Annotated in this window: 27 protein-coding genes; 12 read left to right on the top strand and 15 right to left on the bottom strand. The window is 63.3% G+C overall.

Annotated features, from left to right (window positions below):
- Positions 1-5 precede the first annotated feature (5 nt).
- From ACN9MW_RS14935 to ACN9MW_RS14925, 3 genes are all read right to left on the bottom strand, one after another.
- Positions 6-1,292, bottom strand: a complete 1,287-nt coding sequence (locus tag ACN9MW_RS14935) for an amidohydrolase family protein (protein ID WP_426171850.1) — start codon at positions 1,290-1,292, stop codon at positions 6-8.
- A gap of 61 nt (positions 1,293-1,353) precedes the next feature.
- Positions 1,354-1,647 carry an H-NS family nucleoid-associated regulatory protein gene (locus ACN9MW_RS14930; protein WP_426171848.1) on the bottom strand — a complete coding sequence of 98 codons (294 nt, stop codon included), beginning with the start codon at positions 1,645-1,647 and terminating at the stop codon, positions 1,354-1,356.
- 192 nt (positions 1,648-1,839) lie between these two features.
- A complete protein-coding gene (locus ACN9MW_RS14925) occupies positions 1,840-3,978 on the bottom strand; it encodes a TonB-dependent receptor plug domain-containing protein (RefSeq protein WP_426171847.1) in 2,139 nt (712 codons plus the stop codon).
- Positions 3,979-4,071: 93 nt separating this feature from the next.
- Here ACN9MW_RS14925 and asd point away from each other — a divergent pair, with 93 nt between their 5' ends.
- Entirely contained in the window at positions 4,072-4,923 is an 852-nt protein-coding gene (gene asd / locus ACN9MW_RS14920) for an archaetidylserine decarboxylase (protein WP_426171845.1), read from the top strand.
- Positions 4,924-4,995: 72 nt separating this feature from the next.
- Positions 4,996-5,340, top strand: coding sequence for a hypothetical protein (locus ACN9MW_RS14915; RefSeq protein WP_426171843.1), 345 nt, complete (start codon positions 4,996-4,998; stop codon positions 5,338-5,340).
- A gap of 167 nt (positions 5,341-5,507) precedes the next feature.
- Here the strand turns inward: ACN9MW_RS14915 and ACN9MW_RS14910 are convergent, their stop codons facing one another.
- Positions 5,508-6,437 carry a LysR family transcriptional regulator gene (locus tag ACN9MW_RS14910; RefSeq protein WP_426171842.1) on the bottom strand — a complete coding sequence of 310 codons (930 nt, stop codon included), beginning with the start codon at positions 6,435-6,437 and terminating at the stop codon, positions 5,508-5,510.
- Between the two features lie 115 nt (positions 6,438-6,552).
- Between ACN9MW_RS14910 and ACN9MW_RS14905 the strand changes: the two genes are divergently transcribed.
- From ACN9MW_RS14905 to ACN9MW_RS14895, 3 genes are read left to right on the top strand one after another with little or no spacing between them, the layout of a single operon-like run.
- Positions 6,553-7,152 carry an FMN-dependent NADH-azoreductase gene (locus ACN9MW_RS14905; RefSeq protein ID WP_426171840.1) on the top strand — a complete coding sequence of 200 codons (600 nt, stop codon included), beginning with the start codon at positions 6,553-6,555 and terminating at the stop codon, positions 7,150-7,152.
- A gap of 18 nt (positions 7,153-7,170) precedes the next feature.
- Complete coding sequence (locus ACN9MW_RS14900) at positions 7,171-8,040, top strand: pirin family protein (RefSeq protein WP_426171839.1); 870 nt, start codon at positions 7,171-7,173, stop codon at positions 8,038-8,040.
- 14 nt (positions 8,041-8,054) lie between these two features.
- Positions 8,055-8,531, top strand: coding sequence for a hypothetical protein (locus ACN9MW_RS14895; RefSeq protein ID WP_426171838.1), 477 nt, complete (start codon positions 8,055-8,057; stop codon positions 8,529-8,531).
- A gap of 1 nt (position 8,532) precedes the next feature.
- On the opposite strand, the gene ACN9MW_RS14890 is transcribed toward ACN9MW_RS14895, so the two are convergent.
- Complete coding sequence (locus ACN9MW_RS14890; RefSeq protein WP_426171837.1) at positions 8,533-9,231, bottom strand: hypothetical protein; 699 nt, start codon at positions 9,229-9,231, stop codon at positions 8,533-8,535.
- Positions 9,232-9,338: 107 nt separating this feature from the next.
- Between ACN9MW_RS14890 and ACN9MW_RS14885 the strand changes: the two genes are divergently transcribed.
- Positions 9,339-10,424, top strand: a complete 1,086-nt coding sequence (locus tag ACN9MW_RS14885) for an RNA-guided endonuclease InsQ/TnpB family protein (RefSeq protein WP_426171835.1) — start codon at positions 9,339-9,341, stop codon at positions 10,422-10,424.
- Here ACN9MW_RS14885 and ACN9MW_RS14880 read toward each other — a convergent pair.
- Entirely contained in the window at positions 10,368-11,558 is a 1,191-nt protein-coding gene (locus tag ACN9MW_RS14880; protein ID WP_426171834.1) for an acyltransferase family protein, read from the bottom strand. The genes ACN9MW_RS14885 and ACN9MW_RS14880 overlap by 57 nt on opposite strands.
- 79 nt (positions 11,559-11,637) lie before the next feature.
- On the opposite strand from ACN9MW_RS14880, the gene ACN9MW_RS14875 reads away from it, so the two are divergent.
- Positions 11,638-12,582 (top strand): succinylglutamate desuccinylase, encoded by a 945-nt coding sequence (locus ACN9MW_RS14875; protein WP_426171832.1) that lies wholly within the window; start codon positions 11,638-11,640, stop codon positions 12,580-12,582.
- Between the two features lie 39 nt (positions 12,583-12,621).
- On the top strand, positions 12,622-13,410 hold the full coding sequence (locus ACN9MW_RS14870) for a substrate-binding periplasmic protein (RefSeq protein ID WP_426171830.1): 789 nt from the start codon (positions 12,622-12,624) through the stop codon (positions 13,408-13,410).
- Here ACN9MW_RS14870 and sugE read toward each other — a convergent pair.
- Positions 13,407-13,727 (bottom strand): quaternary ammonium compound efflux SMR transporter SugE, encoded by a 321-nt coding sequence (sugE, locus tag ACN9MW_RS14865; protein WP_426171829.1) that lies wholly within the window; start codon positions 13,725-13,727, stop codon positions 13,407-13,409. The two genes, ACN9MW_RS14870 and sugE, sit on opposite strands and share 4 nt — an antisense overlap.
- Positions 13,728-13,850: 123 nt before the next feature.
- Between sugE and ACN9MW_RS14860 the strand changes: the two genes are divergently transcribed.
- The 3 genes from ACN9MW_RS14860 (at position 13,851) to ACN9MW_RS14850 (ending at position 15,651) form a co-directional block, all read left to right on the top strand.
- Entirely contained in the window at positions 13,851-14,210 is a 360-nt protein-coding gene (locus ACN9MW_RS14860) for a DUF1304 domain-containing protein (protein WP_426171827.1), read from the top strand.
- Positions 14,211-14,290: 80 nt separating this feature from the next.
- On the top strand, positions 14,291-14,599 hold the full coding sequence (locus ACN9MW_RS14855) for an ArsR/SmtB family transcription factor (RefSeq protein ID WP_426171825.1): 309 nt from the start codon (positions 14,291-14,293) through the stop codon (positions 14,597-14,599).
- A complete protein-coding gene (locus ACN9MW_RS14850; RefSeq protein WP_426171824.1) occupies positions 14,596-15,651 on the top strand; it encodes an alkene reductase in 1,056 nt (351 codons plus the stop codon). Before ACN9MW_RS14855 ends, ACN9MW_RS14850 begins: the two co-directional genes overlap by 4 nt.
- Positions 15,652-15,750: 99 nt before the next feature.
- Here the strand turns inward: ACN9MW_RS14850 and ACN9MW_RS14845 are convergent, their stop codons facing one another.
- The 7 genes from ACN9MW_RS14845 to ACN9MW_RS14815 all read right to left on the bottom strand — a co-directional run bounded on the left by ACN9MW_RS14845 (position 15,751) and on the right by ACN9MW_RS14815 (position 22,966).
- On the bottom strand, positions 15,751-16,689 hold the full coding sequence (locus tag ACN9MW_RS14845) for an MBL fold metallo-hydrolase (RefSeq protein ID WP_426171822.1): 939 nt from the start codon (positions 16,687-16,689) through the stop codon (positions 15,751-15,753).
- Positions 16,690-16,740: 51 nt separating this feature from the next.
- Positions 16,741-17,991: an acetate kinase gene (locus ACN9MW_RS14840; protein ID WP_426172203.1), complete on the bottom strand. Its 1,251-nt coding sequence runs from the start codon at positions 17,989-17,991 to the stop codon at positions 16,741-16,743.
- Between the two features lie 37 nt (positions 17,992-18,028).
- On the bottom strand, positions 18,029-18,451 hold the full coding sequence (locus tag ACN9MW_RS14835) for a hypothetical protein (RefSeq protein ID WP_426171820.1): 423 nt from the start codon (positions 18,449-18,451) through the stop codon (positions 18,029-18,031).
- Positions 18,452-18,463: 12 nt separating this feature from the next.
- Positions 18,464-19,132, bottom strand: coding sequence for a C39 family peptidase (locus tag ACN9MW_RS14830; protein ID WP_426171818.1), 669 nt, complete (start codon positions 19,130-19,132; stop codon positions 18,464-18,466).
- A complete protein-coding gene (locus tag ACN9MW_RS14825; RefSeq protein ID WP_426171816.1) occupies positions 19,129-19,557 on the bottom strand; it encodes a hypothetical protein in 429 nt (142 codons plus the stop codon). Before ACN9MW_RS14825 ends, ACN9MW_RS14830 begins: the two co-directional genes overlap by 4 nt.
- Before the next feature lie 13 nt (positions 19,558-19,570).
- Positions 19,571-21,367, bottom strand: a complete 1,797-nt coding sequence (locus ACN9MW_RS14820) for a hypothetical protein (RefSeq protein WP_426171814.1) — start codon at positions 21,365-21,367, stop codon at positions 19,571-19,573.
- A gap of 255 nt (positions 21,368-21,622) precedes the next feature.
- Positions 21,623-22,966, bottom strand: coding sequence for a sigma 54-interacting transcriptional regulator (locus tag ACN9MW_RS14815; protein WP_426171813.1), 1,344 nt, complete (start codon positions 22,964-22,966; stop codon positions 21,623-21,625).
- Positions 22,967-23,162: 196 nt separating this feature from the next.
- Between ACN9MW_RS14815 and ACN9MW_RS14810 the strand changes: the two genes are divergently transcribed.
- Positions 23,163-23,678, top strand: coding sequence for a 1-acyl-sn-glycerol-3-phosphate acyltransferase (locus ACN9MW_RS14810; RefSeq protein ID WP_426171812.1), 516 nt, complete (start codon positions 23,163-23,165; stop codon positions 23,676-23,678).
- On the opposite strand, the gene ureB is transcribed toward ACN9MW_RS14810, so the two are convergent.
- Positions 23,656-23,928: an urease subunit beta gene (gene ureB / locus ACN9MW_RS14805; protein WP_057264856.1), complete on the bottom strand. Its 273-nt coding sequence runs from the start codon at positions 23,926-23,928 to the stop codon at positions 23,656-23,658. The genes ACN9MW_RS14810 and ureB overlap by 23 nt on opposite strands.
- Between the last annotated feature and the right edge of the window lie 53 nt (positions 23,929-23,981).

Below are 23,981 nucleotides of genomic sequence, written 5' to 3'. Positions count from 1 at the left end.
CTTCATCATCGCACGTTTCGATAGACAATGCCGCCTTTCATCACAAAGGCAACACGGTACAGGGCCGTGATATCGGCGGTCGGATCGCCCTCCACTGCCACCAGGTCCGCCAGGTAGCCCGGCTTTACCTGGCCCAGCGAGCCAGCACGGTCCAGCACCCCGGCATTGACCACGGTCGCTGCCCGCAACGCTTCGGTCGGCGTCATGCCCAGCCTGACCAGCCATTCGGCCTCGCGCGCGCTGCCGCCGTGGGCAAATACGCCCACGTCGCTCCCCAGGCCAACCGTCACGCCCGCCTTGCGCGCCAGCTGGAACGCCCGCGCGGCGGCCTGCATGGAAGGCGTAGGCGTTCCGCCCCGCACATGCTTCTGGAAGTACTCGCTGGTCGCTTCCGGCGCAGCCAGGGTCGGGAAATAGGCAACCTTGCGTTCCGCCATCAGCCTGAAGGTGGCCTCACTGCCGCCATAGCCATGCTCGATAGTGTCCACGCCGGCCAGCACTGCACGGCGCATTCCCTCATCCGTGGCCGCATGGGCCGCCACGCGCCGCCCCGAACCATGAGCCGCCGCCACCAGCGCATCCAGTTCCTGCTGGCTGAAAGTGGCGTGCGCCGAGCCATCCGGGCCGGTGCGGTAATCGGCGTACACCTTGATCCAGTCGGCGCCGCGCGCGGATTGTTCGCGCACCGCCTTCACCACTTCATCAACGCCGGTTGCCTCCTGCGCCCCGACCGGCAGCACCATGTCGGGCCGGTAGGACCTGGCGTTCGGGCCATAGCTGCTGCTGGCCACGATCGCCAGCGTAGCCACGAACAGCCGCGGGCCGGGCAGCACGCCCTCCTCGATCGCCCGCTTGAGCGACACGTCGGCATAGCCCGCGCCTTCCGAACCGAGGTCGCGCAAGGTGGTGAAACCGGATTGGAGCTGCGCCTGCACGTGGCGCGCAGCCAGCAGCACGCGATACGCTTCCGGCTCCTTCAGCACCTGGTCGTCCCAGCTGGTCTCGTTATACGGATGCAGCAGCACATGAGAATGCAGGTCCATCAGGCCTGGCAGCAGGGTCTTGCCCGGCAAGTCGACGCGCTCGGCGCCGGCGGGAACCGTCATGCCGGCCGTCGGGCCGGCTGCCGCCACCTTGCCATCGGCCACCAGCACCGACCAGCCGCTGCGAGCCGCTCCTTCGCCCGTCCAGACGCGCTCGGGCATCAGCAGCACGGGCCCTGCCGCCAGCACGGATGAGGCAAGGGAAAGCAGGAAAGCGGCCAGCAGCGGCCGCAAAGCTAAGCTCGACATATTCTCGCCGTATAAAAAGAAAAGGGGCGGATATTAATCCGCCCCTCTCGCCGCGAACGGCTTATTTAATCAGGAAGTCTTCCTTCTTCTTGCCTTCCAGCCATTTCGGCGCACGGCCGCGGCCGGTCCACTGGGAACCCGATACCGGGTCCTGGTATTTCATTGGCACGCGAGCACGCGGCTTGACTGGCTTATTGCTCTTGGCCGCTGGACCGAGATCAGCCGGAGACAGGTCGTATTCTCGCATGATGGACCAGATCTGTTCTTTCGCCTTTTGCACTTCGGCTTTGCGCGCATCAGCGGCCAGGTTTTGCAGTTCGGCAATTTTTGCCTGGTATTCTTGGTAAGTGGTCATCTTTCTTTACCCTAAGTGTATGAAAAATCAAAGTGTGACAATGTGTGAGATTTCTTCCCTGCAATGTACCATAGTTACGATGATTTTATCTACCTAATTTAACCATATTAAAAAAAAAGCGCCACACATTTGACAGGCGGCGCTCTTTTATTTCATTTCTATTAAATTCCGGTATAAGCCGGGCATTTACTTTCAGAAGCGAGTCTCCAGCTGCAGGCGTATATTACGCACGCCGAAACTGGTCTGCTCCGAGGACAGCGATCCATTATCGGTATTGTAGATATTCTTCGACCGGTAATCCTGTTTCAGCAGATTCCAGGCGGAGAAACGCAACTGCGTCTTGCTATCGAGTTTCCAGGCCAGGTAAGCATCCAGTTGGCGCGCTACTGTTGCCCAGCTATATCGGTTTTCTTCAATGCGCACAGCGCCATTGGTACGCAGGTTGAAACTGCCGCCCATGCTCCAGGCGCCGTCCGGCGTCTTGTAATCGAGGCCGAAAATGGCTGTCAGCGGCACTTGCTGGTCCAGCGTGTTGTGCGGCCCCGGCACCGAATCGACGCGCGACCAGTTGCGGCTGACGCTGGCGCGAACGTCGAGCGCGGGCGCCTTGTCCATGACTGCTTTCAACGGGAATTTCAATTCCACGTCCACGCTGCGCACGTCGGCGCGGCCGTTATTACTCATGGTCGAAACCCAGCGGCCGGCATCGTCAAGGAAGACCGTGCGGCGCGTGAAGTTGTTGATGCGGCGGGCGGCAGCGGCCACGCTGAACAGCGCACCCTCGCCCCAGTAATGCTCATACGCGGCGTCGATGCCCGTCGCCAGTTCCGGCTTCAGCTTCGGGTTGCCGATCCAGTCAGGTTCAATCTGGCTGTTATTGGTGGAAGTAAAGCGGCGGCCAGACAGGTTCGACGCTTGCGGCGCCTTGTACGTGCGGGTCAGCGCGGCGCGCAACTGGTCCTTGCCGTTGGGGAGCTTGTACAAGGTTTGCGCCAGCGGGCTCCATACGCTGCTGCGATTGCTGACCGGGTCGAAGCCGGCGCCGGAGCTCTGCGTACGGATGCCCTCCCAGCGCAAGCCGGCATAGACCGACCAGGCCTTGCTGATGTTCCACTCGTCCTGCACATAGGCGGCGGCGCGGCGCAGCGAAGCCTGGTAGCCCTCGTCCTTGTCGTCGCGCGCGCCGTTGGCGCTGAACAGGTCGCGCTGGTTGCGCCAGTCGTCGCGGTCGGTGTAGCCGGCTTCCCAGCCTGCGGCCAAGGCATGTTCGGCCCCGATCGGCGTGGAATATTTGCCGGTACTGCTGATGCCCCATTCGCGCACGCCGCTAAAGACGTCATGCTGAAGCTTGGGCGCACCGCCGTGTGCATCGGACTCGAACCAGTTGCCGTTGCTGCGCATGCGGTGGCCGCCGATCTTGGCGTCCAGCTTGGCCCCGTCGCCGAACTTGTGCACCCAGTTCAGGTCCGTGCGCGCGAACAGGTTCTTGTTTTCATTCTTGATCCGCACGGCGTCGAAGAATGGCGCCGCGCCCGCATCGACGTCGTAGTCGCGGTCAATCGCGCTCTTGAAGACATTACGGTTGATGAAGGACTGTGAAGTCAGCGTGTCGCCATTCTCCAGGTTCCAGTTCAGGCGCGGCGACAGTTCCAGGCCGCGCGCATGGCCGCGGTCATGCGTCAGCATGCGGCGATCCATCAGTGGCGTGCCCACCATGTCAATCAGTTCTTCATGGGTCAGGCCGTTGCGGTCGAATTCGTAACGGCCGCCGCCCAGGTTGATCGAGTAGGAGAAATTGCCGTCCTTATCCGACAGGACCAGGTTTCCGTTCGGGTTGGTCGCTTCCTTGCTGCGGCTGACGCCGAACTTGAACTCACGCTGCGCCGACTTGACCGCCTTCTTCAATACGATATTGATGGTGCCCGCGATCGACTGTGTGCTGAACTCCGCGCTGGCGGCGCGAATCACTTCGATGCGCTCGATGCTGTCCGGCGCCAGCGTCTCGATATTGAAGCCCAGCGGCACACGCTCGCCATTCAGCAGGATTTGCGTATAGCCGCTGCCGAGGCCGCGCATGCGAATATCGCGTCCTCCGGCGCCAACCGACACGCCAGGCACGCGCTTCAGCGCATCCCCGATCGAGGTGTCGCCATAGCGTTTCAGCTCATCGCTGCTGACAATGATCTTGCTGGCTGTGTCGTCTTTGCGCGGGTTGTAGACTTCGGCCGCGCCCTTGATTTCGACCTTCTGGACAGGTTCCGGCTTTTTTTCCTCCGCCATGGCCTGGGTAGCGGCGAGAATGGCGGCTGCTGCGAGTGACAGGCGAATCATTATTGCAAAAAATGTAAATAATTCTTGGCCGAAACTGTACCCTATGGTGCAGGCGGTAGCAAGGATATAATTCGGGATCTTCAAACAATTGGAATGCCGACCGTGTCCCGACTTGCCGTATTGCCGCAATACCTGCTTCCGAAAAGCGCCCTGACCAACTTCGCCGGCCGCGTAGCAGGCGCCAAAGGCGGCGACAAGACCACCCGACTGATTCGCTGGTTCGTGGGCAAGTACGACGTCAACATGGACGAAGCGGCCAATCCGGATATCGCCAGCTACCACAGCTTCAATGAATTCTTCACCCGCGCGCTGAAGCCGGGCGCGCGCCCGCTGGCCAAGGCCGATTTCGTCTGCCCGGTCGACGGCCGCATCTCCCAGTTCGGCGCCATTGAAGGCGACCAGATCTTCCAGGCCAAGGGTCACAAGTTCAGCACCACCGCCCTGGTCGGCGGCGACGCTTCCCTCGCCAGGCACTTCGAGCATGGCAGCTTCGCCAACCTCTACCTCAGCCCGCGCGACTACCACCGCATCCACATGCCGTGTGACGGCAAGCTGAAACGCATGATCTACGTGCCGGGCGAACTGTTCTCGGTCAACCCGACCACCGCCCGCGGCGTGCCGGGCCTGTTCGCGCGCAATGAGCGCGTGGTGTGCGAGTTCGAAACGGCCTTCGGCCCGTTCGTGATGGTGCTGGTGGGCGCGACCATCGTCGGCAGCATGGCGACCGTCTGGCACGGCCTGGTCAATCCGCCGCGCCTGCCCAAGGTCACCGAATGGACTTATGCCGACCAGGACATCGTGCTGAAAAAAGGCGAAGAAATGGGCCGCTTCCTGCTGGGCTCCACTGTTGTCATGCTATTCCCGAAAGACACACTGCACTTTAATCAGCACTGGCAGCCTGCCGGCCCGGTTCGCCTGGGTGAGCTGATGGCCAATCTCAAGTAAACCATACGGCGCTTGACGCGCCGCAAATATTCACCGCCTCTCTTTGGTCTAAACTGGCTAAAAGGAGGCGTTATGACGACCAGCGATAAAGAGTACTTCGATGCGCGCTTCAACGGCCTGGACAGCAAGGTCGATAGCACCGTTGGCGAAACCCGGCTGGCGCTAGAAGCAAAGATCGATTCTCGCTTTAACGAATTGCGCGCCGAGTTGCACAAAACAACTGCCGATACGGTCAAATGGTGCGCAGGCATAGTAGCAACCGCGCTTTTGCTTTATACGACCTTGGTTGCCTTCCTGATGAACAACGCCGTGCCGCGGGCGACCCAAGCCACAGCGGCGCCGGCACCGACAGTCATCGTTGTGCCACAAGCGTCGCTTACTCAGCAATCACGCGAACACCCCGCGGCCGGCCAGTAACGCTAGACCTGACCGCCGTAGTCGTCCGCCGAGGTCAAGCCGCGTCGAAACCAACGCAGTAGCCCGCCCTCCTTCACCCCAGCCCGTCGCGGTTAGCGTCGAATATATCCCGCCATGTTTGACAAAAAACGGGTGATCCAATGTGACCACTTTGTCAAATTTAACACTCACATCGTGTTTGGTGAAGAAATGCCATGCTCCTGATCGGCAAAATTGGACTCCAGCATATCGAGGAAGGCCCGGGTCTTGGCCGGCATCAGGCGGCGCCCCGGGAAGACAGCCCAGCCAGTGACTGCCGGGAAGCACCAGTCTGGCAGTACGCGCACCAGTTCACCGCGCGCCACCAGCGGCGCCGCGAACTGCGTGGTGCAGGTGGCGATGCCCATGCCGGTGGTCGCCATGCGCGTCAACAGTTCGGGCGAGTTCGCCATCAGCCGCACTGGCAGGTCGCGCTCCCAGGTGATTTTGCCGCGCGTGAGCGGCCAGCGCACGAGACCATTGGGCATACGCCGCAGGCTGAGCAATTCGTGCTTGAACAGGTCGTCAGGATGTTCGGGCAAGCCATGCACCACGGTGTAAGACGGCGCTGCGTAGAGGCCCCAGGTAGAAATCAGCACCTTGCGCGCCGCCAGCGTGGCGTCGTCCGGCAACGCCCCCATGCGGATCGCGATATCGAAGTTCTCCGCCACCAGGTCGACCCGGCGCGGCGACAGGTCCAGTTCCAGGGTAATTGCCGGGTGCTTCGCCATGAAGGCCGGCAGCATCCGCGCCAGGTGGACGTTGGCAAAGTCCGCCGGCATCGACACGCGCAGCAAGCCGCTTGGCGCCTGCTGGCGATGTTGGGCCAGGGCGCCGGCGGCTTCGGTCTCCTCCGCTACCCGGCGCGCGTGTTCCAACAGGCTGGCGCCGAATTCTGTCAACACCAGCTTGCGGGTGGTGCGCGTCAGCAGCCGCTCGCCCAGCGTGGCCTCGAGCTGGGTCAGGCGGCGGGAAACCGTCGATTTGGGCAATTGCAGCCGTTCGGAAACCTGGCTCAGGCTGCCAAATTCCACGATGCGGGCAAATAACAGTAGGTCGCTGGGGTCGATATCGCTCATGATTGTTCCATTGATGGCACGATGTTATCCATTTTAACGGCTTCTGGATCATATTTGGAACCACTATAGTTACTCCATCGCAGCAACAAATCAAATACTCGAAAGGAAGCAAACCATGAACATCCTGCAAATCAACTCCAGCGCAAAAAGCTCCGGTTCCGAATCCACCCGCGTAGCGACCAATATCGTCAACAAACTGCTGGCGACCAACCCTGGCGCCACCGTGGAAGTGCGCGACCTGGCAGCCAACCCGCACCCTGTGCTGGACGAGCCAACCCTGCAGGCGCTGTTCACCCCAGCCGACAAGCGCACCGCTGAACAAGCTGCCCGCGTCGCCCTGGATGACGCCCTGATCGCCCAGGTGCAGCGTGCCGACGCCATCGTGATCGGCGCTCCGATGTACAACTTTGGCATCACCGTGCAGCTCAAATCGTGGTTCGACGCGATTGCCCGTGCCGGCGTGACCTTCAAGTACAGCGAGAACGGCCCGGTCGGCCTGCTGCAAGGTAAAAAAGTCTATGTCGCCACTTCGCGCGGCGGCATGCACAAAGATGCGCCGACTGACACCCAGTTCCCGCACCTGAAGATGTTCCTGGCTTTTATCGGCCTGACCGACGTGGAATATGTGTTCATCGAAGGCCAGGCCTACGGCGCGGAAGTGGCCGGCCAACAGCAAGCCGCTGCCGATGCCCGCGTTGAAGAACTGCTGGCTTAACCAACAAAGGAAAAGACTATGGACAACATCGCACAAACCCGCACAGTGGAACGGATTATCCGCGGCCAGGCCGTGATGGATGGCGCTGGCGTGAAAATCAACCGCGTGTTGACCCAGCCCCTGCAGCGTCGCCTGGACCCGTTCCTGATGCTGGACAATTTCGGTTCGGAGCAAGCCAACGATTACATCGCCGGCTTCCCCGACCACCCTCACCGCGGCTTTGAAACGGTCACCTATATGCTGACCGGCCGCATGCGGCACCGCGACAGCGCCGGCAATGAAGGTTTGCTGGCCAGTGGCGGCGTGCAGTGGATGACGGCCGGTCGCGGCGTGATCCACTCCGAAATGCCGGAACAGGCGGAAGGCTTGATGGAAGGATTCCAGCTGTGGCTTAACCTGCCCGCCAAGGACAAGATGCAGCAACCCTGGTACAAGGACTTCGAAGCCGGTGAAATCCCGGTGGCGAAGACTGAAAACGGCGCCACGGTGCGCATCATCGCCGGCGAGAGCCAGGGCGTGAAAGGCGCCGTGCAACGCGAAGTGACGGAACCGCTGTATATCGACGTGGAATTGCCGGCTGGTGAAGCATTCAGCCAGGCGATCCGGGCGGGCCATAACGCCTTCATCTACACCTACCGCGGCGAGGTGTCGGTGGATGGCAAGGCGGTTCCTGCGCAAAGCATGGCGATCCTGGCCAATAATGCAGGCGCCGATGGCGTGACCATCAAGGCCGGCCCGGACAGCCGCTTTATCCTGTTGTCGGGCAAGCCGCTGAATGAGCCGATCGTGCAGTACGGCCCCTTCGTGATGAACTCCCAGGCCGAGATTTTCCAGGCCGTCGAAGATTTCCGCGCCGGCCGCCTCGGCGAGGAAGCGCACGCAGTGTAAGCAGTGGCGGTACAATGGCCGCCATGAGCTCCGCCATCCTTGATTGGTTGAAGAAGCTGAGCCACGCGCTCGGCTTCGACACCGCCGACTCCTTCCCGCCCGGCCACCAGTACGCCCGTACACGGTGGGCGGGCGCATATTTCGACATCCCCTCCGACACCAAGGCCGACGACATCGAACGCCGCATATGCGAAGCGATCGCCAATACGCCGCTGGTATTTGCCCATATCGAAAACCCGACGCCGCGCATGCAGCGCGTGCTGGTCGACGTGATCGAGCGACGCCTGCGCCAGAACCACGAGCGCGAAGCGGCGCAACTCGCCGCGCTGTTGATACGCGCTTACGGCAGCCCCCATATCAGCGAAGCGGTGCCGGGCATGCGCCGCGCCATCGAAGCGACCGAAGGCTACGAAGCCCCTGCCCGCGTCCGTGCGCTGTTTGCCTTCCTGACGGACGCCCAGAACGACAACGTCATCGAGATGCGCAGCTAGCTTAGTCTTTAGGGATATAGCTCATGTCGGCGCGGTAGCGCAGCAATTCGGTTCGGACGCCTCGCACCAGCGCCTTCGCCCCTGCCGGCAATACCTCCGGCAGCTCTGCGGCTGCGCCAAAGCTTGGCACGGCGCGCATCAGGACATACTGGCCGCCGGCGCCGCCGACTTGCAGGCGGTACCAGGTGAACCCGGGCGCCGCGCGGCCGGTGTTTGCGGGCGCCGAGGCGCCGGCCACCAGCTGGCGCTCGAACGCCGTCTCCTCACCCGGCGCGACAGTGTAGGTCGCCATCGCCAGGAACGGCGATGCGTCGGGCAACGGCTGGCCGACACTGGCCGACTCCAGCCGGCGGAACACACCATGACTCAGGAAATCGGCGTGCGGCACGACATTGGCCGCGTTGTCGGCCGCATCGCCTGCCGGCTGCACGGCGGCGTCGAAGTTGGCGGCGGCATGGCCGAAAGTGCCATCCATGAACATGCCGAGCCGGTCGCCCAGCACGAACGACCAGCCGTACCAGGTCCAGCGGTCGTTCGCGCCCTTGTGCCATTCGAGATGGCGCTGGTAGCCCTGCTCGAAGGCAGCGCTTTGGCCCGGCTTCGGCTGGATCACCACCATACGGGCGAATGGCCCGGCGGCGGGTTGTGCGAACGCGCTTGCGCTAAGGAGTAACAGGGACGTTGCCAACAGGTGCTTCATCAGATTTGCTCCGAGAAACCCCGTCCTTCAGGGCGGGGAGTGAAAGGAGCTGGCCGCAAAGCTGCCGTTCTCCTTGAGATTTGCGAAATACTGTATAAACTTACAGTATGCTTCTCGTCTACCGTTTCCGTGTGAAATCGAAAAACGGGCTGCTTGATCTGCAAGCCCGTAAGGTGAATTTCGTCTGGAACTACTGCAATGATCGGCAGAAAGATGCCTTGCGATTTGAGCGCCCTTGGCTGACCGGCTTCGACTTGAACAAGCTGACTACCGGCAGCAGCAAAGAATTGGAGCTGCATTCTGGTGTGATCAATGCTGTATGCGAACAATTTGCCAAATCGCGTGCCCAACACCGCCGGCCGTATTTGCGTTACCGCGGCCGAAGGTCCTTGGGCTGGGTTCCGCTCAAAGGACGTGACCTGCACCGGGAAGGCAACGCGTTTCGCTTTGCAGGTAATACTTTCCGCGTGTTTTACTCTCGCCCCCTTCCTGAAGGGAAGATCAAGGACGGCAGTTGCTTTGCGCAAGACGAATTGCGCAGCAATTCGGGCCCCGTGAAAAGCTTTGCCAGCCGCGGCAACTGGTTCCTCAATATCGTGATCGAGGTGGCCGAGCCGCCGGTTCGTCCACTTGACCACGGTGTCGGTATCGATCTTGGCTTGAAGGATCTCGCTACACCGTCCGAGGGAGAAAAGATTCCGGCGCCGGGCTTTTATCGTGAGGCTGAAGCTGCGCTGGCGGTAGCGCAGCGAGCCCACAAGCGGCGCAGCATCAAAGCCATCCAGGCGCGCACGGCGCGGCGACGGCTGGACTTCTTGCATAACAGGTCGGTGGAGCTTGCCCGCGCTTTCGACCATATCGCTGTTGGCAATGTGAATGCCAGTGGACTCGCCCAAACCAGCCTGGCGAAGTCCGTGCTTGATGCAGGCTGGTCGTCCTTCCGCAAGATGCTGGCGTACAAGGCCATGAGGCATGGCGCGCGGTACGTGGAAGTGGACGAACGCTTTACCACCCAGACCTGCTCGAATTGTGGTGCACTGCCCGATTCGAGGCCGAAGGGTATCGCAGGCCTTGGAATAAGAGAGTGGGAATGCAGCGAATGCGGTGGGGTACATGATCGTGATCGTAATGCTGCGTTAAACATTCTCCGTCGCGGACGTGCGACGCTGGAAGCAGGAATCCCCGTCCTTTAGGGCGGGGGGGACGTCAATCGTTCTCCGTCTGCAGTTGTTCGGAATGAAGCGCTCACGCAGGCTCATGAATGGCGCTTCGACCGCAAAATATAGCAGCCATCCGGCAAAAATGCTGGCGGCGATCATGACGGCGATCGAGTCCAGGTCAACCGGCTCCCAATGCTCGGCCAGCAGGATGCAAACCTGTTTGTGCGTCAGGTAGATCGAATAAGACCAGAGCGCGATCGCGCCCATGCCGGGAATCCGGGTGCTGTGCAGCAGCGAGCCTTCGCTGAGTGCGGCAAGCAGCAAAGCGGCGAACGCCACGCCCAACAGAGGATAGCCGAAGACCGACATGCCCCAGCTGAAATGGTGCTCAAGGAACAGCCAGAATGCCAGTGCTGTCAACACTGCGCCGGCAGCCAGCATCCAGTTCCCATGACTGGTCAGGCGCTGCCATGCCTTCGGATGGAAGTTGCGCAGCATGGCCAGGGCGACGCCGGCCAGCAGTTCATCGAAACGCGCCAGCGTGGAGTAGTAGATCAGGGTGTAGTAGCTGCGGCTGCCACGCTCACCGAGGTCCATCGCCGGCTGCCACCAGCTGTCGCGCAGCCACATGCCGGCTGCAATGGCGGACAGCAGCGCCGCCCAGCCCAGCACCAGCGCGAGGCCGCCTGCGCGGCGCACTCGCGTGATGGCGGTAATGGCCAGCACGACAGGCGGCAGCAACAGGTAGAACTGCTCCTCCACGCACAAGGACCACGCGTGCGAGAACAGCGTCCCCGGCTTGAGATTGATGTTCAGGGTAAAGGTCAGGTACTTCCACCACGGCGCATGCGGCAGGTTGCCGGCCCAATACGGCCACCAGGCATACAGCGCCAGCACTGCCAGGTAAGCCGGCAAGGTGCGCAACAAGCGGCGCGCATAAAAATGCGGCAGCGACAGGCCTGGCCCGCGCAAGGCGGAAAACACCTGGTGTCCAATCAGGTAACCGGAAAGCGCAAAGAACAAGTCCACGCCGGCCCAGCCGATTTCGCTGAACCAGCCAAAGGTCGGCTCGTGACTGACGAAGCCCATATAGTGGTTGGCAAACACCAGCATGATGGCCAGCGCGCGCAGAGTGTCCAGGCCATGGACGCGGGAGAGTCGATTCATGCGCGAATTCTACCTGAGCTAGAATATTGGCCACTTATTCGCCAAGCCTTAAAGGAACAGCATGACCGACGCCAGCAAAATGCATTTTAAATCTGTCAATTACACCGGCCAGGGCAAGGGCCGCCGCCTGATCATCACTGGCGCCGTGCACGGCAACGAAACCTGCGGCACCAAAGGCATCCTGCGCGTGATGGATCAACTGGACAAAGGCGAACTTCACATCCTGAACGGCAGCGTGACCTTCGTGCCGGTCACCAATCCGCTGGCGTACCAGAAAGGCCAGCGTTCCGGCGACCGTAACCTGAACCGGAACCTGTTCCCGACCGAAAATCCGCAAGACTTCGAGGACCATATCGCCAACTGGCTGTGCCCCCTGCTCGGCCAGCACGAAATCCTGCTGGACTTGCATTCCTTCAACGCCCAGAGCCAGCCTTTCGTCATGGTCGGCCCGCGCAACAACGACGGCACCCTGCAACCGTTCGGACACGAAGCCGAAGAACGCGCCATGGCCCGCATCCTCGGCGTCAAGCGCTTCGTCGACGGCTGGATGGCCACCTACGGCGCCGGCGTGCAGCGCCGCCTGCGCGACGACAGTGAAGTGCAGACCGTCCTGAAATACGGCGTCGGCACCACCGAGTACATGCGCAGCACCGGCGGCATGGCCCTGACCCTGGAATGCGGCCAGCACTTCGACCCGCAAGCGCCGGATGTCGCCTACCGCGCCATCATGAACGTGCTGGCCCACTTTGGCCTGATCGAGGCGCCAAAGCCGCAGCCGATCGCACTGGAAGACATGGAATACCTGTCGATGGTGGAGGTGCACGACAAGCTGGACACCGGCGATGCCTTCAGCCGCACCTGGTCCAGCTTCGACCGCCTGCAAGCCGGTGACGAAATCGGCCGCCGCGCCGATGGCAGCGCCGTGCTGGCGCCGTTTGACGCCTATATGTTGTTCCCGGACGTCAATGCCAAGCCGAATGCCGAATGGTTCTACCTCGCCAAAGTGAGTGACTCTTTTGTCTGATAGCCATTAGCTTTAAAATCGCGGTAAGGGGGTAACAAGATGAATATATTCCCGCTTACCGCGCTTGGCACGCTCCTGTTCGCGACCCTCCCCATAGCGGCAGTCGCCACTGAATTTGTACTGCGCGTCACCGGCCAGGAAAGCTTGCCGCCAAAATGGATCCAGCAGGACGGGCGCGCTTCGACCGGGGTCTGCCCCGACATCCTTGCCGCCATCTCCCGCGTTGAACCGCGCCTTCGTTTCACGGGACTGGACGACATCCGTTCGGTCCTGGTGATCGAACAGAACCTGCGCCTCGGCAACGCCGAAATTGCCTGCGCCCTGGTCTCCACCCCATTGCGCCGCCATATCGCCATCGCCATTCCGCAACCCTTGTACGTTTCGCGCCAGCGCCTGGCCGCTGCCGCCGACGACACGGCCGAAATCAATTCGCTGGACGACCTTGCTCGCCTGAAGCCGCTGGTCACCACTTCACGCGGCGCGGCCTATATCGACCAGTTGCGCGCGCTCGGCATCACGGTCGACGACAGCACCGGCAGCAACGTGACCAACCTGCGCAAGATCCTGGCCGGCCATGGGCGCTATTTCTATATGAATGAGTTGACCTTGCACTGGCTGATACGCGAGCAAAAACTGCAGGACAGGATCAAGCTGATGCCAGCCGTGCTGAAAGAGGACTCCATGTTCTTGTGGTTGAGCAAGAAGGCGCCCTCACAGGCGGCGCCGCTGCTGGCCGCGGCAATCAAGAAGCTCAGCGACAGCGGCGAACTGGCACGCATTTATGCGCGCTGGTCGGATGAGTCGGGCGTCGGCCCGCGCAACGATTAATGCGGCGACAGGATTTTCAGCCCGGCAATGCCCAGCACGATCATGGCGATGCACATCAGCCGCGCCACGCTGGCCGGCTCGTCCAGCACCATGATGCCCCAGATGACGGTGCCCACGGTACCGATGCCGGTCCAGATGGCGTAGGCGGTTCCCAGCGGCAGTGAACGCAGCGCCAGCCCAAGCAGGATCACGCTGCCGGCCATGGCGGCCAGCGTCACGGCGCTCGGCACCAGCCTGGTGAAACCTTCGGTGTATTTGAGTCCGACGGCCCAGACGACTTCCAGCAGGCCGGCGAGTAACAGGACGATCCAGTGCATGATGTTCTCCCAAGTCATGACGGGGTCGTCCCCGCCTGGCTCCCTGGTCTTGCGGCGAGGTCGTCCCCGCGGGAGAAGGCCGACAGTATATCATTGGGGTCCAAACTTTCAGGGAGCCCCCCAATGCTGCTGTTCGCACAGATCGCCGTTGCCATCGTCCTGCTGATCCACGTCTATATCGTGCTGCTGGAAACCGTCCTCTTCGATACCCGCGGCCGCCGCGTGTTCGGCCTGTCGGCGGAAAAGGCAGCCATCGTCAAGCCGGCCATGTCGAACCAGGGCTGCTATAACGGCTTCCTGGTGGCGGCGCTGGCAGTGGGTTTGCTGCATGGCGAGCCGGCAGTGCGTTCCGCCTTCATCACTTACGGCCTGCTGTGCGTGGCCGTGGCGGGCATCTGGGGCGGCCTGACCGTCAGCAAACGCATCATCTTCGTGCAGACCGTGCCGGCCATCGTAGCGCTGGTGCTCTACCGATTGGCATAAAGACAAGGCTTGAAATCCATCGATATGCTCCGATATACGTATCGAATTTTTCCGATATACTTATCGTGAAACACCGAAATATGACTGACTCCATTGACATTGATGCAATCCACAAGGCCCTGGCCAACCCGGTCCGGCGCCAGATACTGTCCTGGCTGAAAGAGCCGGACGCCTGGTTCAGCGAGCAGCTCGCACCGCTGTCGCTGGGCGTCTGCGCCGGCATGATCGACAAGCAGGCCGGTCTCTCACAATCGACCGTTTCCGGCCACCTCGCCATCCTGCAGAAGGCGGGACTGGTGACGGTGCAGCGCGTCGGCCAGTGGAATTTCTTCAAGCGCAATGAGGAGGTCATCTTGCAATTTATTGAGCATGAGAGGAAAACCTTATGAGCACCCTGTTCGACCCCATCACTATCGGCGCGCTGACCCTGAAGAACCGCGTCGTCATGGCTCCCCTGACCCGCTCGCGCGCCACCGGCGGCAAGCGCGTGCCAAATGCTTTGATGGCCGAGTATTACGCGCAGCGCTCCTCCGCGGGCCTGATCATCAGCGAAGCCACTTCGGTGACTCCGCAGGGCGTGGGCTATGAAAACACCCCTGGCATCTGGTCCGATGAGCAGGTCGAAGGCTGGAAGTTGATTACCGAAGCGGTGCATGCCAAGGGCGGCAAGATCGTGCTGCAACTGTGGCACGTGGGCCGAATCTCCGACCCTAGCCTGCTCGATGGCCAGGCGCCTGTCGCGCCAAGCGCAATCGCCGCCAAGGGCAATGTAAGCCTGCTGCGCCCTCCGCGCCCCTATTCCGTGCCGCGCGCGCTGGATACCGAGGAGATTGCGGGCGTCGTCGAGGCATACCGCAAGGGTGCCGAGAATGCCAAAAAGGCCGGCTTCGACGGCGTGGAAATCCACGGCGCCAATGGCTACCTGCTGGACCAGTTCCTGCAGGATTCAACCAACCAGCGCACCGACCAATACGGCGGCAGCGTTGAGAACCGTGCCCGCCTGATGCTGGAAGTGACCGATGCGGTGATCGGCGTCTGGGGTGCGGACCGCGTCGGCATGCACCTGGCGCCGCGCCGCGATGCGCATGATATGGGCGATTCGACCCCGGCCGAGACCTTCGGCTATGTGGCGCGCGAACTGGGCAAGCGCGGCATTGCCTTCATCGCCGCACGCGAGGCCGTTGGCGATGATTCGCTGGGTCCGTTGCTGAAGCGTGAGTTTGGCGGGGTCTATATCGCCAACGAGAAGTTTGATGTGGCGGGGGCGCAGGCTGCGCTGGCAGAAGGCCGCGCCGATGCGATTGCCTGGGGCAAGGACTTCATCGCGAATCCGGACCTGCCGCGCCGCCTGCAGACCGGTGCCGCGCTGAATGCGCAGCGCCCTGAATTGTTCTACGGCCCGTCGGCGGAAGGTTATACCGACTATCCAGCCTTGGCCTGAACCCGGTAAACCTGTGTCTGACCCACAGGGTCAGACACTTGACTCGCGGCCGTCGCGTACAGGTGTCGGACCCTGCGGGTCTGACACCGGTTTGCCGGTTTAACGGTTCGCCGAATAATTCACAGGGAAGAACTTATACCCCTTCCCCTCACTACGCAAATGCCCCACCCCCGGGAACGGCAAGTGCGCCGCCCCCATCCAATACCCCTGCTTCGCCGCCTCGGCAAACGCCGCCTTGCGCTGCGCCAGGGCCGCTTTCGAATCGCTGTCGAACTGGATCGTCACGCCCGGATCAGGGAACTGCACCGCCGCATTGTGCATCAAGTCGCCAATCAGCACCAGCTTCTGCCCCTTGCTTTCCACCACATAGGTGGTGTGGCCCGGCGTATGGCCATAGCTTGAAGTCGAACGCACGCCCGGCACCAGTTCGGTATTGCCCTCGAACGGCTTCACCTTGCCCGCATAGCCGGACACCGCGCTCATCGGCCCCTGGAAATTGCCCTTCGCCTCGGCACTGGCATTATCGAGGTTCGCTTTGCTCAGGAAGAAGTCGGCATCGCGCTTGTCCATGCGCACCACGGCATTCGGGAACGCCGGCTTGTCCTGTCCGCCCAAGCCGCCGACGTGGTCGCCATGCAGGTGGGTGATGTAGATCTCGTCAACCTGGTCCGGCTGGTAACCGGCTGCTTTCAGGCTGGTCAGGATATTGCCCAGGGTCGGCCCGAACAGGCTGCCGGCGCCGGTATCGATCAGCACCAGCTTCGAGCCGGTATTGACCAGGAAAGCGTTGACCGAAGTCTCAACCGGCGACTTCAGGAAACTGTGCTCCAGGGATTTGGTCGTTTTCTCAGGCTTCTGGTTCAGCAGCTGGTCCATCGGCAGGTCGATCGTGCCGTCGTTCAGTACGGTGACTTCGAAGTCGCCCACATTCATGCGATAGAAGCCGGGCGCCTGGGTCTTGGCCATCGGCGCTGCAGCGTGGGCGGCGCCTGCAATGGCGGCAATTGCGAACGGTACGGCGAGCTTTTTCAGGATCATTCGATCTCCTTCTTGTTAGTTGCCAAAACGCTAGATTAGCGTAAACGGCAACTACATGCTCGTCGGTACCCGCAGCATGACGGAGACATCCGGCGTATCCCGCGTCAGCCCTGCGCCCACCGAGACATTGACCGTCTGCTTCGGGTTCAGCCGGTAGGAAAAGCCGACCAGCAAGGTACCCAGTTGCGTGCGCACCGAGCCCGGCGCCGGCACGCCATTCTGCCTGGTGCGGGCAATGGAACTGTGGTCGCAGCCAAAGCTGAGGGAGGCCTTTTCATTCAGCGCCAAGCCGACACCGAAATTGAAGCCGATGACCGCCCCCGGCTTGACCGTGCCGAGCGGCTCGCGTTCCCCATCGAGCACCAGCCGGCTCAGGTTCTTGCGCTGGAAGTTGTGCAGGTAGCTGACGCTGCCGAACAGCACGGCGGGGTCGGTCGGATACAGCCAGGTCAGGCTGGGTTGCAAGGCATAAAAGCCGGAACCGGTTGGCAGCGCCAGTGGCAAGCCGGTGCCGGTGGCGTTTTCGCCAATGCAGCGCCGCACGCAGTCGGTCACGACCTCAAAGGGATCGCGGCCGGTGCGCGTCTTGAAGCGCAGGCCGGCGACGTAATAGGGCTTTTCGGCGCCGCCATCGTTGAGCTGGTGGCGCAGCGAGAGTTCGACGTCGCCCAGCGCGCGGCCGCTCACATCAAATACCTTTTCCACCGCCGAGCCGGTGAACACTTCGCGGCTCACGGTCGAGTCCGAGCGGTAAATGTAAGGCAGGCGCAGTTCGAGCTCAGTGCGGTTGCTCAGTCCATAGCGCCCGCTCAGCGTGGCGGTGCTGGTATTGCGCTTCACTTCGCGCACGTCGATCAGGCCGATCAGCAAGGCGGGGATGATGGTGTAGCCCACCAGGGCGACGCGGTTGCTCGACGAATAGCCGAACTGGAAGGCCGGTTCGAGCACGAGCTTGCCGCGCCCGGTCAGGACGCCCGGGCTTTCAAAGATAGGCGCCACTTCAGGCGGCTTGCTATCGCGCTTCGGCGGCTGGCCCACGGCCAGTGCCGGCTGCGCCGGCGGCGGGACGTTGGGTTGCGGCTGGCTTTGTTCCGTGCCCAGCGCGGCCCCTGCTCCCGCACCGCCAGTGCCGCGCGCGGACGCCAGGCGCTCCTCAGCCACCTGGCGCCGCAAGTCCTCCAGCAACGCCCTCTGCTCGGCCAGCGCCTTTTTCAGCTCGGTCAGCTCGGCTGCGAGTTCGGCGTTGCTGCGCTGCGCCGACGGCGCCTGCGCCAGCGCTGCCTGGCTGGCGGCAATCAGCATCCCGGCTGCGAATGTCTTTGAAAGCATCGCTCCCTCCCTAGCGGGGCACAATCACGTTCGACAAGGCCTGGCGCAGGTTGCCCTCCAGGTTCAGGCTTTTCAAGGTCGATAGCGCGTTGACGGTGAGGTCGATGGTGGTCAGGCTGCGGATCAGTTGCCCGTTTGTGTTGTTCTGTACCAGCATCGGCGCCAGCGCTGCCCCGGCTTCAGGCGCATAGGCCAGCCGCGCCACATCGGCCAGTTCAACGCGATTGCGCGCCACCACCACGCCATTGACTTCGACCATGCGCTCCACGCCCAGCGCGACCAGCAGGCCGTTGCCGTTCTCAAAGCCGCCACGGGCCTCTTCGAGACGCGCCTCCGGCGCCGGCGCCCAGCCTTCAGGCGGCCCCTGTCCCTGCGCCATGGCAGGCATCGCCAGCAACAGCAACAAGCCGCTGACGCCGATTCTTCGCTTCATGCCGCCCTCCCTTCAAAAATCCCCGGCGCCCAGCTTCGGCACCGTCACGTCGCGCAGGCTGTCGCGCATGATCCCTTCCGACAGCATCGCCTGCGGCGCCACACGCCAGTCCGCGGTTTCATTGAAGCGCGGCTTGCCGGGCCGGCCATGAATCACGAACAGCAGGCGGTTCTGCCAGATCGCCTCGAACCCTTGGCGTGACAAGGCGCGCGTGCCGCCGGCCGGATCGCCCAGCAGCACGCGCTCGCCCTGCACGCCCTTGACCACGACGAAGTGGCGATAGCCGTTGTCGGCCACCAGCACGATCGCCGGCAAGCCGGCCTGCGCCAGCTTGTCCAGCGGCTGCTCGAAGCCGTCCGCAGTGAAGCCGCGCGTGGCCAGGTAGCGCTTCATGTCCAGCAGCGAAAAGCCCTCGCGCCGGATGCGCGGCTGGTCGCCGCGCACGAACATGTCACGGAAAATTTCCTGCTCCGAGACCTGGAAATCGTAGTGGTGGCTGAGCAAAGTCGCCAGCGCCGCCGAACCACAACTGAAATCGTATTGCTGTCTTACCGTCGTGCGGAAGCGCGCCTCCTTCAGGCTGGTCACCGGCAGCACAAAACTGGCGCCGCCGGCTGAAAAGTCGGCGGCCTGCGCGGCAAATGCCGGCAGCAATGCCAGAACGCTGATGAGGCCTCTCATTTGATCTGCACGTTGACGATGGTTGCATTCTGGATCAGCACGTTGGCGCCGGAATTCTGGATCACCATCGGCATGCCCGATGCGTTGCTGAACGCACCGTCAGTCACGATATTGGCGCCGGTAACGACGTTCACCGCGCTGTTGTTGGCCACAGTACCGGCCAGCCGCATATCGCTCCACGGCGCATCGCTGCCGCCGCGCATCTGTTCGAGCCGCTCATCCTGCGCGGGGCGCTCGTTGCCGTCCCGCGCCGGAACCGGCGTGGCCACTTGCAGCGCGGGCGGCATTTCCTGCGGGGACGGGCCCGCCGCTGCAGCCAGCGGGCCCAGCGGCAGCGCACCCACCCATGGGGACGCCGCCGCCAGGCCCGGCACCAATGCGGCGCACAGGGCCAGGACTTGCACTGGCCTGCCTAAGCTTCGCATGATGCTGTGCCGGCTATTTGCCCACGGCCAGGTTGGCCTGCACGTTCACGCTCTGCTGCACCAGCGAGGACATGCCGTTGTTCTGGCTGATCACCATGATGCCCGCAGCCGACTGGCCGACGCCGCTCATGGTGTTCGACATGTCGAAGGTGCCCGCCGTCACGCTGTTGGTGCCGCCAGCCCCGCCGTTGCCGCCCGTGGCATTGCCGCCGGTCGCATTGCCCGCGGTATTGGTGCCGCCGTCGCCGCCCGCACCGGCCACATTGCCGCCGCCGCCGGCACCGCCAGCGCCGCCGTCACCGGCCGTGGCGCTGCCGTTGGTCGCCGCGCCGCCAGTGCCCGCCGCACCGGTGCCGCTGCCGCCGGTCGCCGCTCCGCCGGTGCCGCCGCCCGCAGCGCCGCTCGAGCCGGCAGTATTGCTGGCCAGGCCGCTGGAGCCGCCGTTGCCGCCGTTGCCGCCGGCCGCACCAGCACCGCCGGTGCTGGTGCCATTGCCGCCAGCCGCACCGCCGCCGCCTGCGCCGCCAGTACCGGCAGCACCCGCACCGCCGGTAGCAGCCACTGCGCCGCTGCCGCCGCCGGCACCGGAGCTGTTGGCGCCGCCTGCAGCGCCGTTGCCTGCCGTATTGCTGGCTGCCGCGCCGCTACCGCCCGCTGCGCCGGCACCGCCGCCGCCGCCCGCGCCGCCCGTGCCGCCCGCGCCGCTGGTGCCGGCACCGGAAGTCGATGCGTTGCCGGTATTGGCCGAACGGCCATCAGCCGTGCCGGTGGTGCCGCCAGTGCTGTTCTGGTCGCCCATGCCGGGGATGGTCAGCGGTTCGGTGCCGCTGGTGCCGTTCGACGCAGTATTGCTCGAGCCCGCGCTGCCGCTCGATGCGGCGCCGCCGGTCGAAGTCTGGCTCGACGTCGAAGCACCGGTTGCGACACTGCCGGTAGCCCCTGCCATGCCGCCGGCGCCCGCCGCTCCGCCAGCGCCGCCCATGCCGCCCGCACCGCCGGCGGCTGCACCAGTCGCACCACCGTCGCCGCCGCGGGCGCCGGTCGCTGGGCCACTGGCGCCGCCAGCACCGCTGCCTGCAGTGCCAACCAGGCCGCCCGCGCCGCCTGCTGCCGCGCCGCCTGCGCCACCGGCCCCGCCAGCGCCAGCGACCACAATGCCGCCTGCGCCACCGGCGCCGCCTTCACCGCCGCGCGCACCATCGCCGCCGCGGCCGCTTGCCGCACCGGCAGCCAGTCCGCCAGCACCGGTGGTACCACCGGTTCCCGCCCCGGCCATGGCTGCACCGCCCGAGCCGCCGCCGCCGCTGCCATTGCCGCCGACCGCGCTGCCATTGAACGCCACGCCGCCGGTCGCACCTGCCGCGCCGGCGCCGCCGTTCGAGGCGCCGCCAGCGCCGCCGGTACCATTGGCATTACCGCCCGCGGCCCCGCCGGCAAGGGCAGCCGCACCCGCACCGCCATTGGCATTGCCGCCGTTGCTGGCCACGTTGCCGATATTGTTGATCGTATTGTTGGTGACAGTGCCGGTCAGCGTGCTGACCGCAGTCGCTGTCGACGTATTGAAGGCGTTGGTCATCGACGATGTCGCTGTCGCACCGTTGTTGGCTGCCGCGGCGCCGGCTGCGGCCGCATCGGCGGCGCCGGTACTGTTGTTGTTGGCGTTGGCCTGGCTGCTGTCCTGTGTCGCCGTGGAATTGTCATTGGCCTGGGCGCCCGGCCCGGTCTGGCTCACATTGGGCGGCGGTGTCTCCTGCGCGAATGCACTACCCAACGCCAGTGCAATGGCTGCTGCTAGCAAAGTTTTCTTCATCTCGTCCTCGCTGATGTCGTGTTCTTCAAGTGCCCGCAATGCTGGGGCCAGAACCCATATCGCAAGCTTGATGCCACCTGTCCTAAGCTGTTGAAATTGCTCGACTTTGGTGCGGCGGTGCAGCAAGTGGCGTGCATGATTGAGGCAAGTTTGTCACGCATCTGTGACACAAGCGTGGCCACGCAGTGCCTTTCTCCATGGGAGACAAGGCTTGCAGGACAGTGTCACATCGGTGTTACGCGGCTGTACGCCAGCTCAGTCTTCGCCGCGGCGCGAGGGCCGCTGGATACCGTGTTTCGCCATCAGGCGATACAGCGTCATGCGCGATACGCCAAGCTCGCGCGCCACGGCAGTGATACTGTGGCCGGCATCGAGACGGCCTTGCAGGGCCGTCCGTTCGGCGCTGGCGCGCGCGGCGCCGAGATCTTCGGCAGCGGCCGCGCTGTCGCTGCCATCCAGCTCGAGGTCGTGCGGCTGGATCAGGGCGCCGTCGGCCATCACGGCCGCGCGCCGCACGCGATTCAACAGCTCGCGCACATTGCCCGGCCAGTCATGCGCGCGCAGCGCCCGCAGCGCACTATTGCTGAAGCCGCGCACGCGCCGTGCACGTTCCGTGGCATAACTGTGGAAAACTTCTTGCGCCAACGCCACCACGTCATCGCGCCGCTCGCGCAAGGCCGGCACTTGCAAGGTCAGGACATTGAGCCGGTAAAACAAATCTTCCCGGAACAAGCCGCGTTTCACCGCATCGTCCAGCTTGACGTGCGACGCGGCAATCACGCGCGCATCGACCGGCACGCTGCGCGTCCCGCCCACGCGGTAAATGGTTTTCTCCTGCAGGAAACGCAGCAGGTTGGCCTGCAGCTCGAGCGGCAGGTCGCCGATCTCGTCAAGGAAAATGGAGCCGCCGCTGGCCGATTCGATCAAGCCGCACTTGCCGGGACCGGCGCCGGTAAAGGCGCCCTTCTCGTAACCGAACAATTCCGACTGCACCAGCGAGGCCGGGATCGCGCCGCAATTGATGGGCACGAAGGGCCCGTCGCGCCGTCCCGAATGCTCGTGGATGGCACGCGCCACGAGCTCCTTGCCGGTCCCGCTTTCGCCCCAGATCAGCACGGGCGCATCGGCGCTCGCTACTTTCAGTATCCGCTGGCGCAGCAAGGTGATGGCTGTACTGGTGCCGGTCAGCCGCATCGCCTGGCATGCTTCCGGCAAATGGCCGAGGCCGGAAAGCGCAGCCAGTCCGAGCGCGTGGCCCAAGGTATGGCTGAGCCGCTCGGCATCCAGCGGCCAGGTGTGGAAGTCGACGCAATGGTCATGCACCAGCTGGCGGAAGGCGGCCTCTTCCAATGCCTGGGGGAGGAAGACCGCAACCCAGCGCGGCCGGCTGTGGCGGCGCAAAAAATGATCGAGTTCGGCAAGCGAGGCGGTCCAATCGTCCAGCACCAGCAAGCCCACCGGGAAATGCTGTTCGCGCAAGGCCGCCGCCGCCTCGGCCAGGCCGCATACGTGGCAGACGTCGAACGTTTGGCCTGCGGCAAGCAACGCCGCCGGCAGCGCTGCCGTTGTAGCGGCGACGCACAACACTTGCCTTGTCATAATTTCACCTTGCTGCCCCGAGGACCGGCAGGATAGAATACCGCCGCACAAATTTTCAGCACCAGAAGTTACAAACTCTTAATGGTGCAATTCAAACAATGGGGAAGGCATGGATCAATATAAGCTAGAGGCGGACAAACTGCCAACACTAAAGCAGCGCGTCGCCTTACGCATGTTGCATGCTTTCGGATGGCAAATGAAGTTCAAGCCGCTGCCCGGGCCGCGCGGCATCGCCGTAGTCTACCCGCACACGTCGAACTGGGACTTCATCATCGGCGTACTGGGCAAATGGGCGCTGGACCTGCCGTTCCGCTGGCTGGCCAAGGACAGCCTGTTCAAGATTCCACTGCTGGGCCGCTGGTTCTACTACCTCGGCGGTGCGCCGGTCGACCGCAGCGCGCCGCAAGGCCTGATCCAGGCCCAGGCCGATGCGATGATGAAGGAAGACTGGTATTGGGTCGGCATCACGCCGGAAGGCACGCGCGGCTACAAGCCTTACTGGAAAAGCGGCTTCTACCAGTTGGCGCTGGCCGCCAAGGTGCCGCTGGTGCTGGTCTATATGGATTATCCGAACAAGACCCTGGGGCTGGTCGAGCACGTCTGGCTGACCGGCGATGAAGATCAGGACATGGCGGCCATTCGCGCCGGTTTCGAAGGCCACCTCGGCAAGCATCCCGAGCTGATGGCGCCTATCGTCTTGCGCCAGCGCTGAAGCCGGCCACCTCCGCATCCCCCTCGAGGCGCACCAGCGTGATGGTGTGCGCCTTGCCCGGTTCGAAACGCAGCGCCGTTCCCGGCGCGATATCGAGCCGCATGCCATAGGCCTTCCAGCGCTCGAACTGCAGCGCCGAATCGACTTCAAAAAAGTGGAAATGGGAGCCGACCTGGATAGGACGGTTCCCCTGGTTTGTTACGGTAAGCGTAGTGCGATCAGTCATGTGACCTATATCTGCAAGACTCATGCCAGTAATTTCAAGTGATTTTCTCACTTTTTTTGCACCAGCATAAGGCAATG

This window comes from Pseudoduganella sp. R-34, from assembly GCF_049904655.1.
GTDB lineage: Bacteria > Pseudomonadota > Gammaproteobacteria > Burkholderiales > Burkholderiaceae_D > Rugamonas.
This window is presented reverse-complemented; position numbering and strand designations above follow the sequence as displayed.

What these genes read in the sequence shown, in the direction of transcription:
- ureB (WP_057264856.1), bottom strand. Translation starts at nt 23,928, where the DNA reads ATGAGTCTTGCAGATATAGGTCACATGACTGATCGCACTACGCTTACC.
- ACN9MW_RS14860 (WP_426171827.1), top strand. Translation starts at nt 13,851, where the DNA reads ATGCTGCTGTTCGCACAGATCGCCGTTGCCATCGTCCTGCTGATCCAC.
- ACN9MW_RS14875 (WP_426171832.1), top strand. Translation starts at nt 11,638, where the DNA reads ATGCATTTTAAATCTGTCAATTACACCGGCCAGGGCAAGGGCCGCCGC.
- ACN9MW_RS14825 (WP_426171816.1), bottom strand. Translation starts at nt 19,557, where the DNA reads ATGCGAAGCTTAGGCAGGCCAGTGCAAGTCCTGGCCCTGTGCGCCGCA.
- sugE (WP_426171829.1), bottom strand. Translation starts at nt 13,727, where the DNA reads ATGCACTGGATCGTCCTGTTACTCGCCGGCCTGCTGGAAGTCGTCTGG.
- ACN9MW_RS14850 (WP_426171824.1), top strand. Translation starts at nt 14,596, where the DNA reads ATGAGCACCCTGTTCGACCCCATCACTATCGGCGCGCTGACCCTGAAG.
- ACN9MW_RS14900 (WP_426171839.1), top strand. Translation starts at nt 7,171, where the DNA reads ATGGACAACATCGCACAAACCCGCACAGTGGAACGGATTATCCGCGGC.
- ACN9MW_RS14930 (WP_426171848.1), bottom strand. Translation starts at nt 1,647, where the DNA reads ATGACCACTTACCAAGAATACCAGGCAAAAATTGCCGAACTGCAAAAC.
- ACN9MW_RS14905 (WP_426171840.1), top strand. Translation starts at nt 6,553, where the DNA reads ATGAACATCCTGCAAATCAACTCCAGCGCAAAAAGCTCCGGTTCCGAA.
- ACN9MW_RS14815 (WP_426171813.1), bottom strand. Translation starts at nt 22,966, where the DNA reads ATGACAAGGCAAGTGTTGTGCGTCGCCGCTACAACGGCAGCGCTGCCG.
- ACN9MW_RS14925 (WP_426171847.1), bottom strand. Translation starts at nt 3,978, where the DNA reads ATGATTCGCCTGTCACTCGCAGCAGCCGCCATTCTCGCCGCTACCCAG.
- ACN9MW_RS14820 (WP_426171814.1), bottom strand. Translation starts at nt 21,367, where the DNA reads ATGAAGAAAACTTTGCTAGCAGCAGCCATTGCACTGGCGTTGGGTAGT.
- ACN9MW_RS14845 (WP_426171822.1), bottom strand. Translation starts at nt 16,689, where the DNA reads ATGATCCTGAAAAAGCTCGCCGTACCGTTCGCAATTGCCGCCATTGCA.
- ACN9MW_RS14895 (WP_426171838.1), top strand. Translation starts at nt 8,055, where the DNA reads ATGGCCGCCATGAGCTCCGCCATCCTTGATTGGTTGAAGAAGCTGAGC.
- ACN9MW_RS14910 (WP_426171842.1), bottom strand. Translation starts at nt 6,437, where the DNA reads ATGAGCGATATCGACCCCAGCGACCTACTGTTATTTGCCCGCATCGTG.
- ACN9MW_RS14885 (WP_426171835.1), top strand. Translation starts at nt 9,339, where the DNA reads ATGCTTCTCGTCTACCGTTTCCGTGTGAAATCGAAAAACGGGCTGCTT.
- ACN9MW_RS14855 (WP_426171825.1), top strand. Translation starts at nt 14,291, where the DNA reads ATGACTGACTCCATTGACATTGATGCAATCCACAAGGCCCTGGCCAAC.
- ACN9MW_RS14830 (WP_426171818.1), bottom strand. Translation starts at nt 19,132, where the DNA reads ATGAGAGGCCTCATCAGCGTTCTGGCATTGCTGCCGGCATTTGCCGCG.
- ACN9MW_RS14810 (WP_426171812.1), top strand. Translation starts at nt 23,163, where the DNA reads ATGAAGTTCAAGCCGCTGCCCGGGCCGCGCGGCATCGCCGTAGTCTAC.
- asd (WP_426171845.1), top strand. Translation starts at nt 4,072, where the DNA reads ATGCCGACCGTGTCCCGACTTGCCGTATTGCCGCAATACCTGCTTCCG.
- ACN9MW_RS14835 (WP_426171820.1), bottom strand. Translation starts at nt 18,451, where the DNA reads ATGAAGCGAAGAATCGGCGTCAGCGGCTTGTTGCTGTTGCTGGCGATG.
- ACN9MW_RS14890 (WP_426171837.1), bottom strand. Translation starts at nt 9,231, where the DNA reads ATGAAGCACCTGTTGGCAACGTCCCTGTTACTCCTTAGCGCAAGCGCG.
- ACN9MW_RS14870 (WP_426171830.1), top strand. Translation starts at nt 12,622, where the DNA reads ATGAATATATTCCCGCTTACCGCGCTTGGCACGCTCCTGTTCGCGACC.
- ACN9MW_RS14840 (WP_426172203.1), bottom strand. Translation starts at nt 17,991, where the DNA reads ATGCTGATTGCCGCCAGCCAGGCAGCGCTGGCGCAGGCGCCGTCGGCG.
- ACN9MW_RS14915 (WP_426171843.1), top strand. Translation starts at nt 4,996, where the DNA reads ATGACGACCAGCGATAAAGAGTACTTCGATGCGCGCTTCAACGGCCTG.
- ACN9MW_RS14935 (WP_426171850.1), bottom strand. Translation starts at nt 1,292, where the DNA reads ATGTCGAGCTTAGCTTTGCGGCCGCTGCTGGCCGCTTTCCTGCTTTCC.
- ACN9MW_RS14880 (WP_426171834.1), bottom strand. Translation starts at nt 11,558, where the DNA reads ATGAATCGACTCTCCCGCGTCCATGGCCTGGACACTCTGCGCGCGCTG.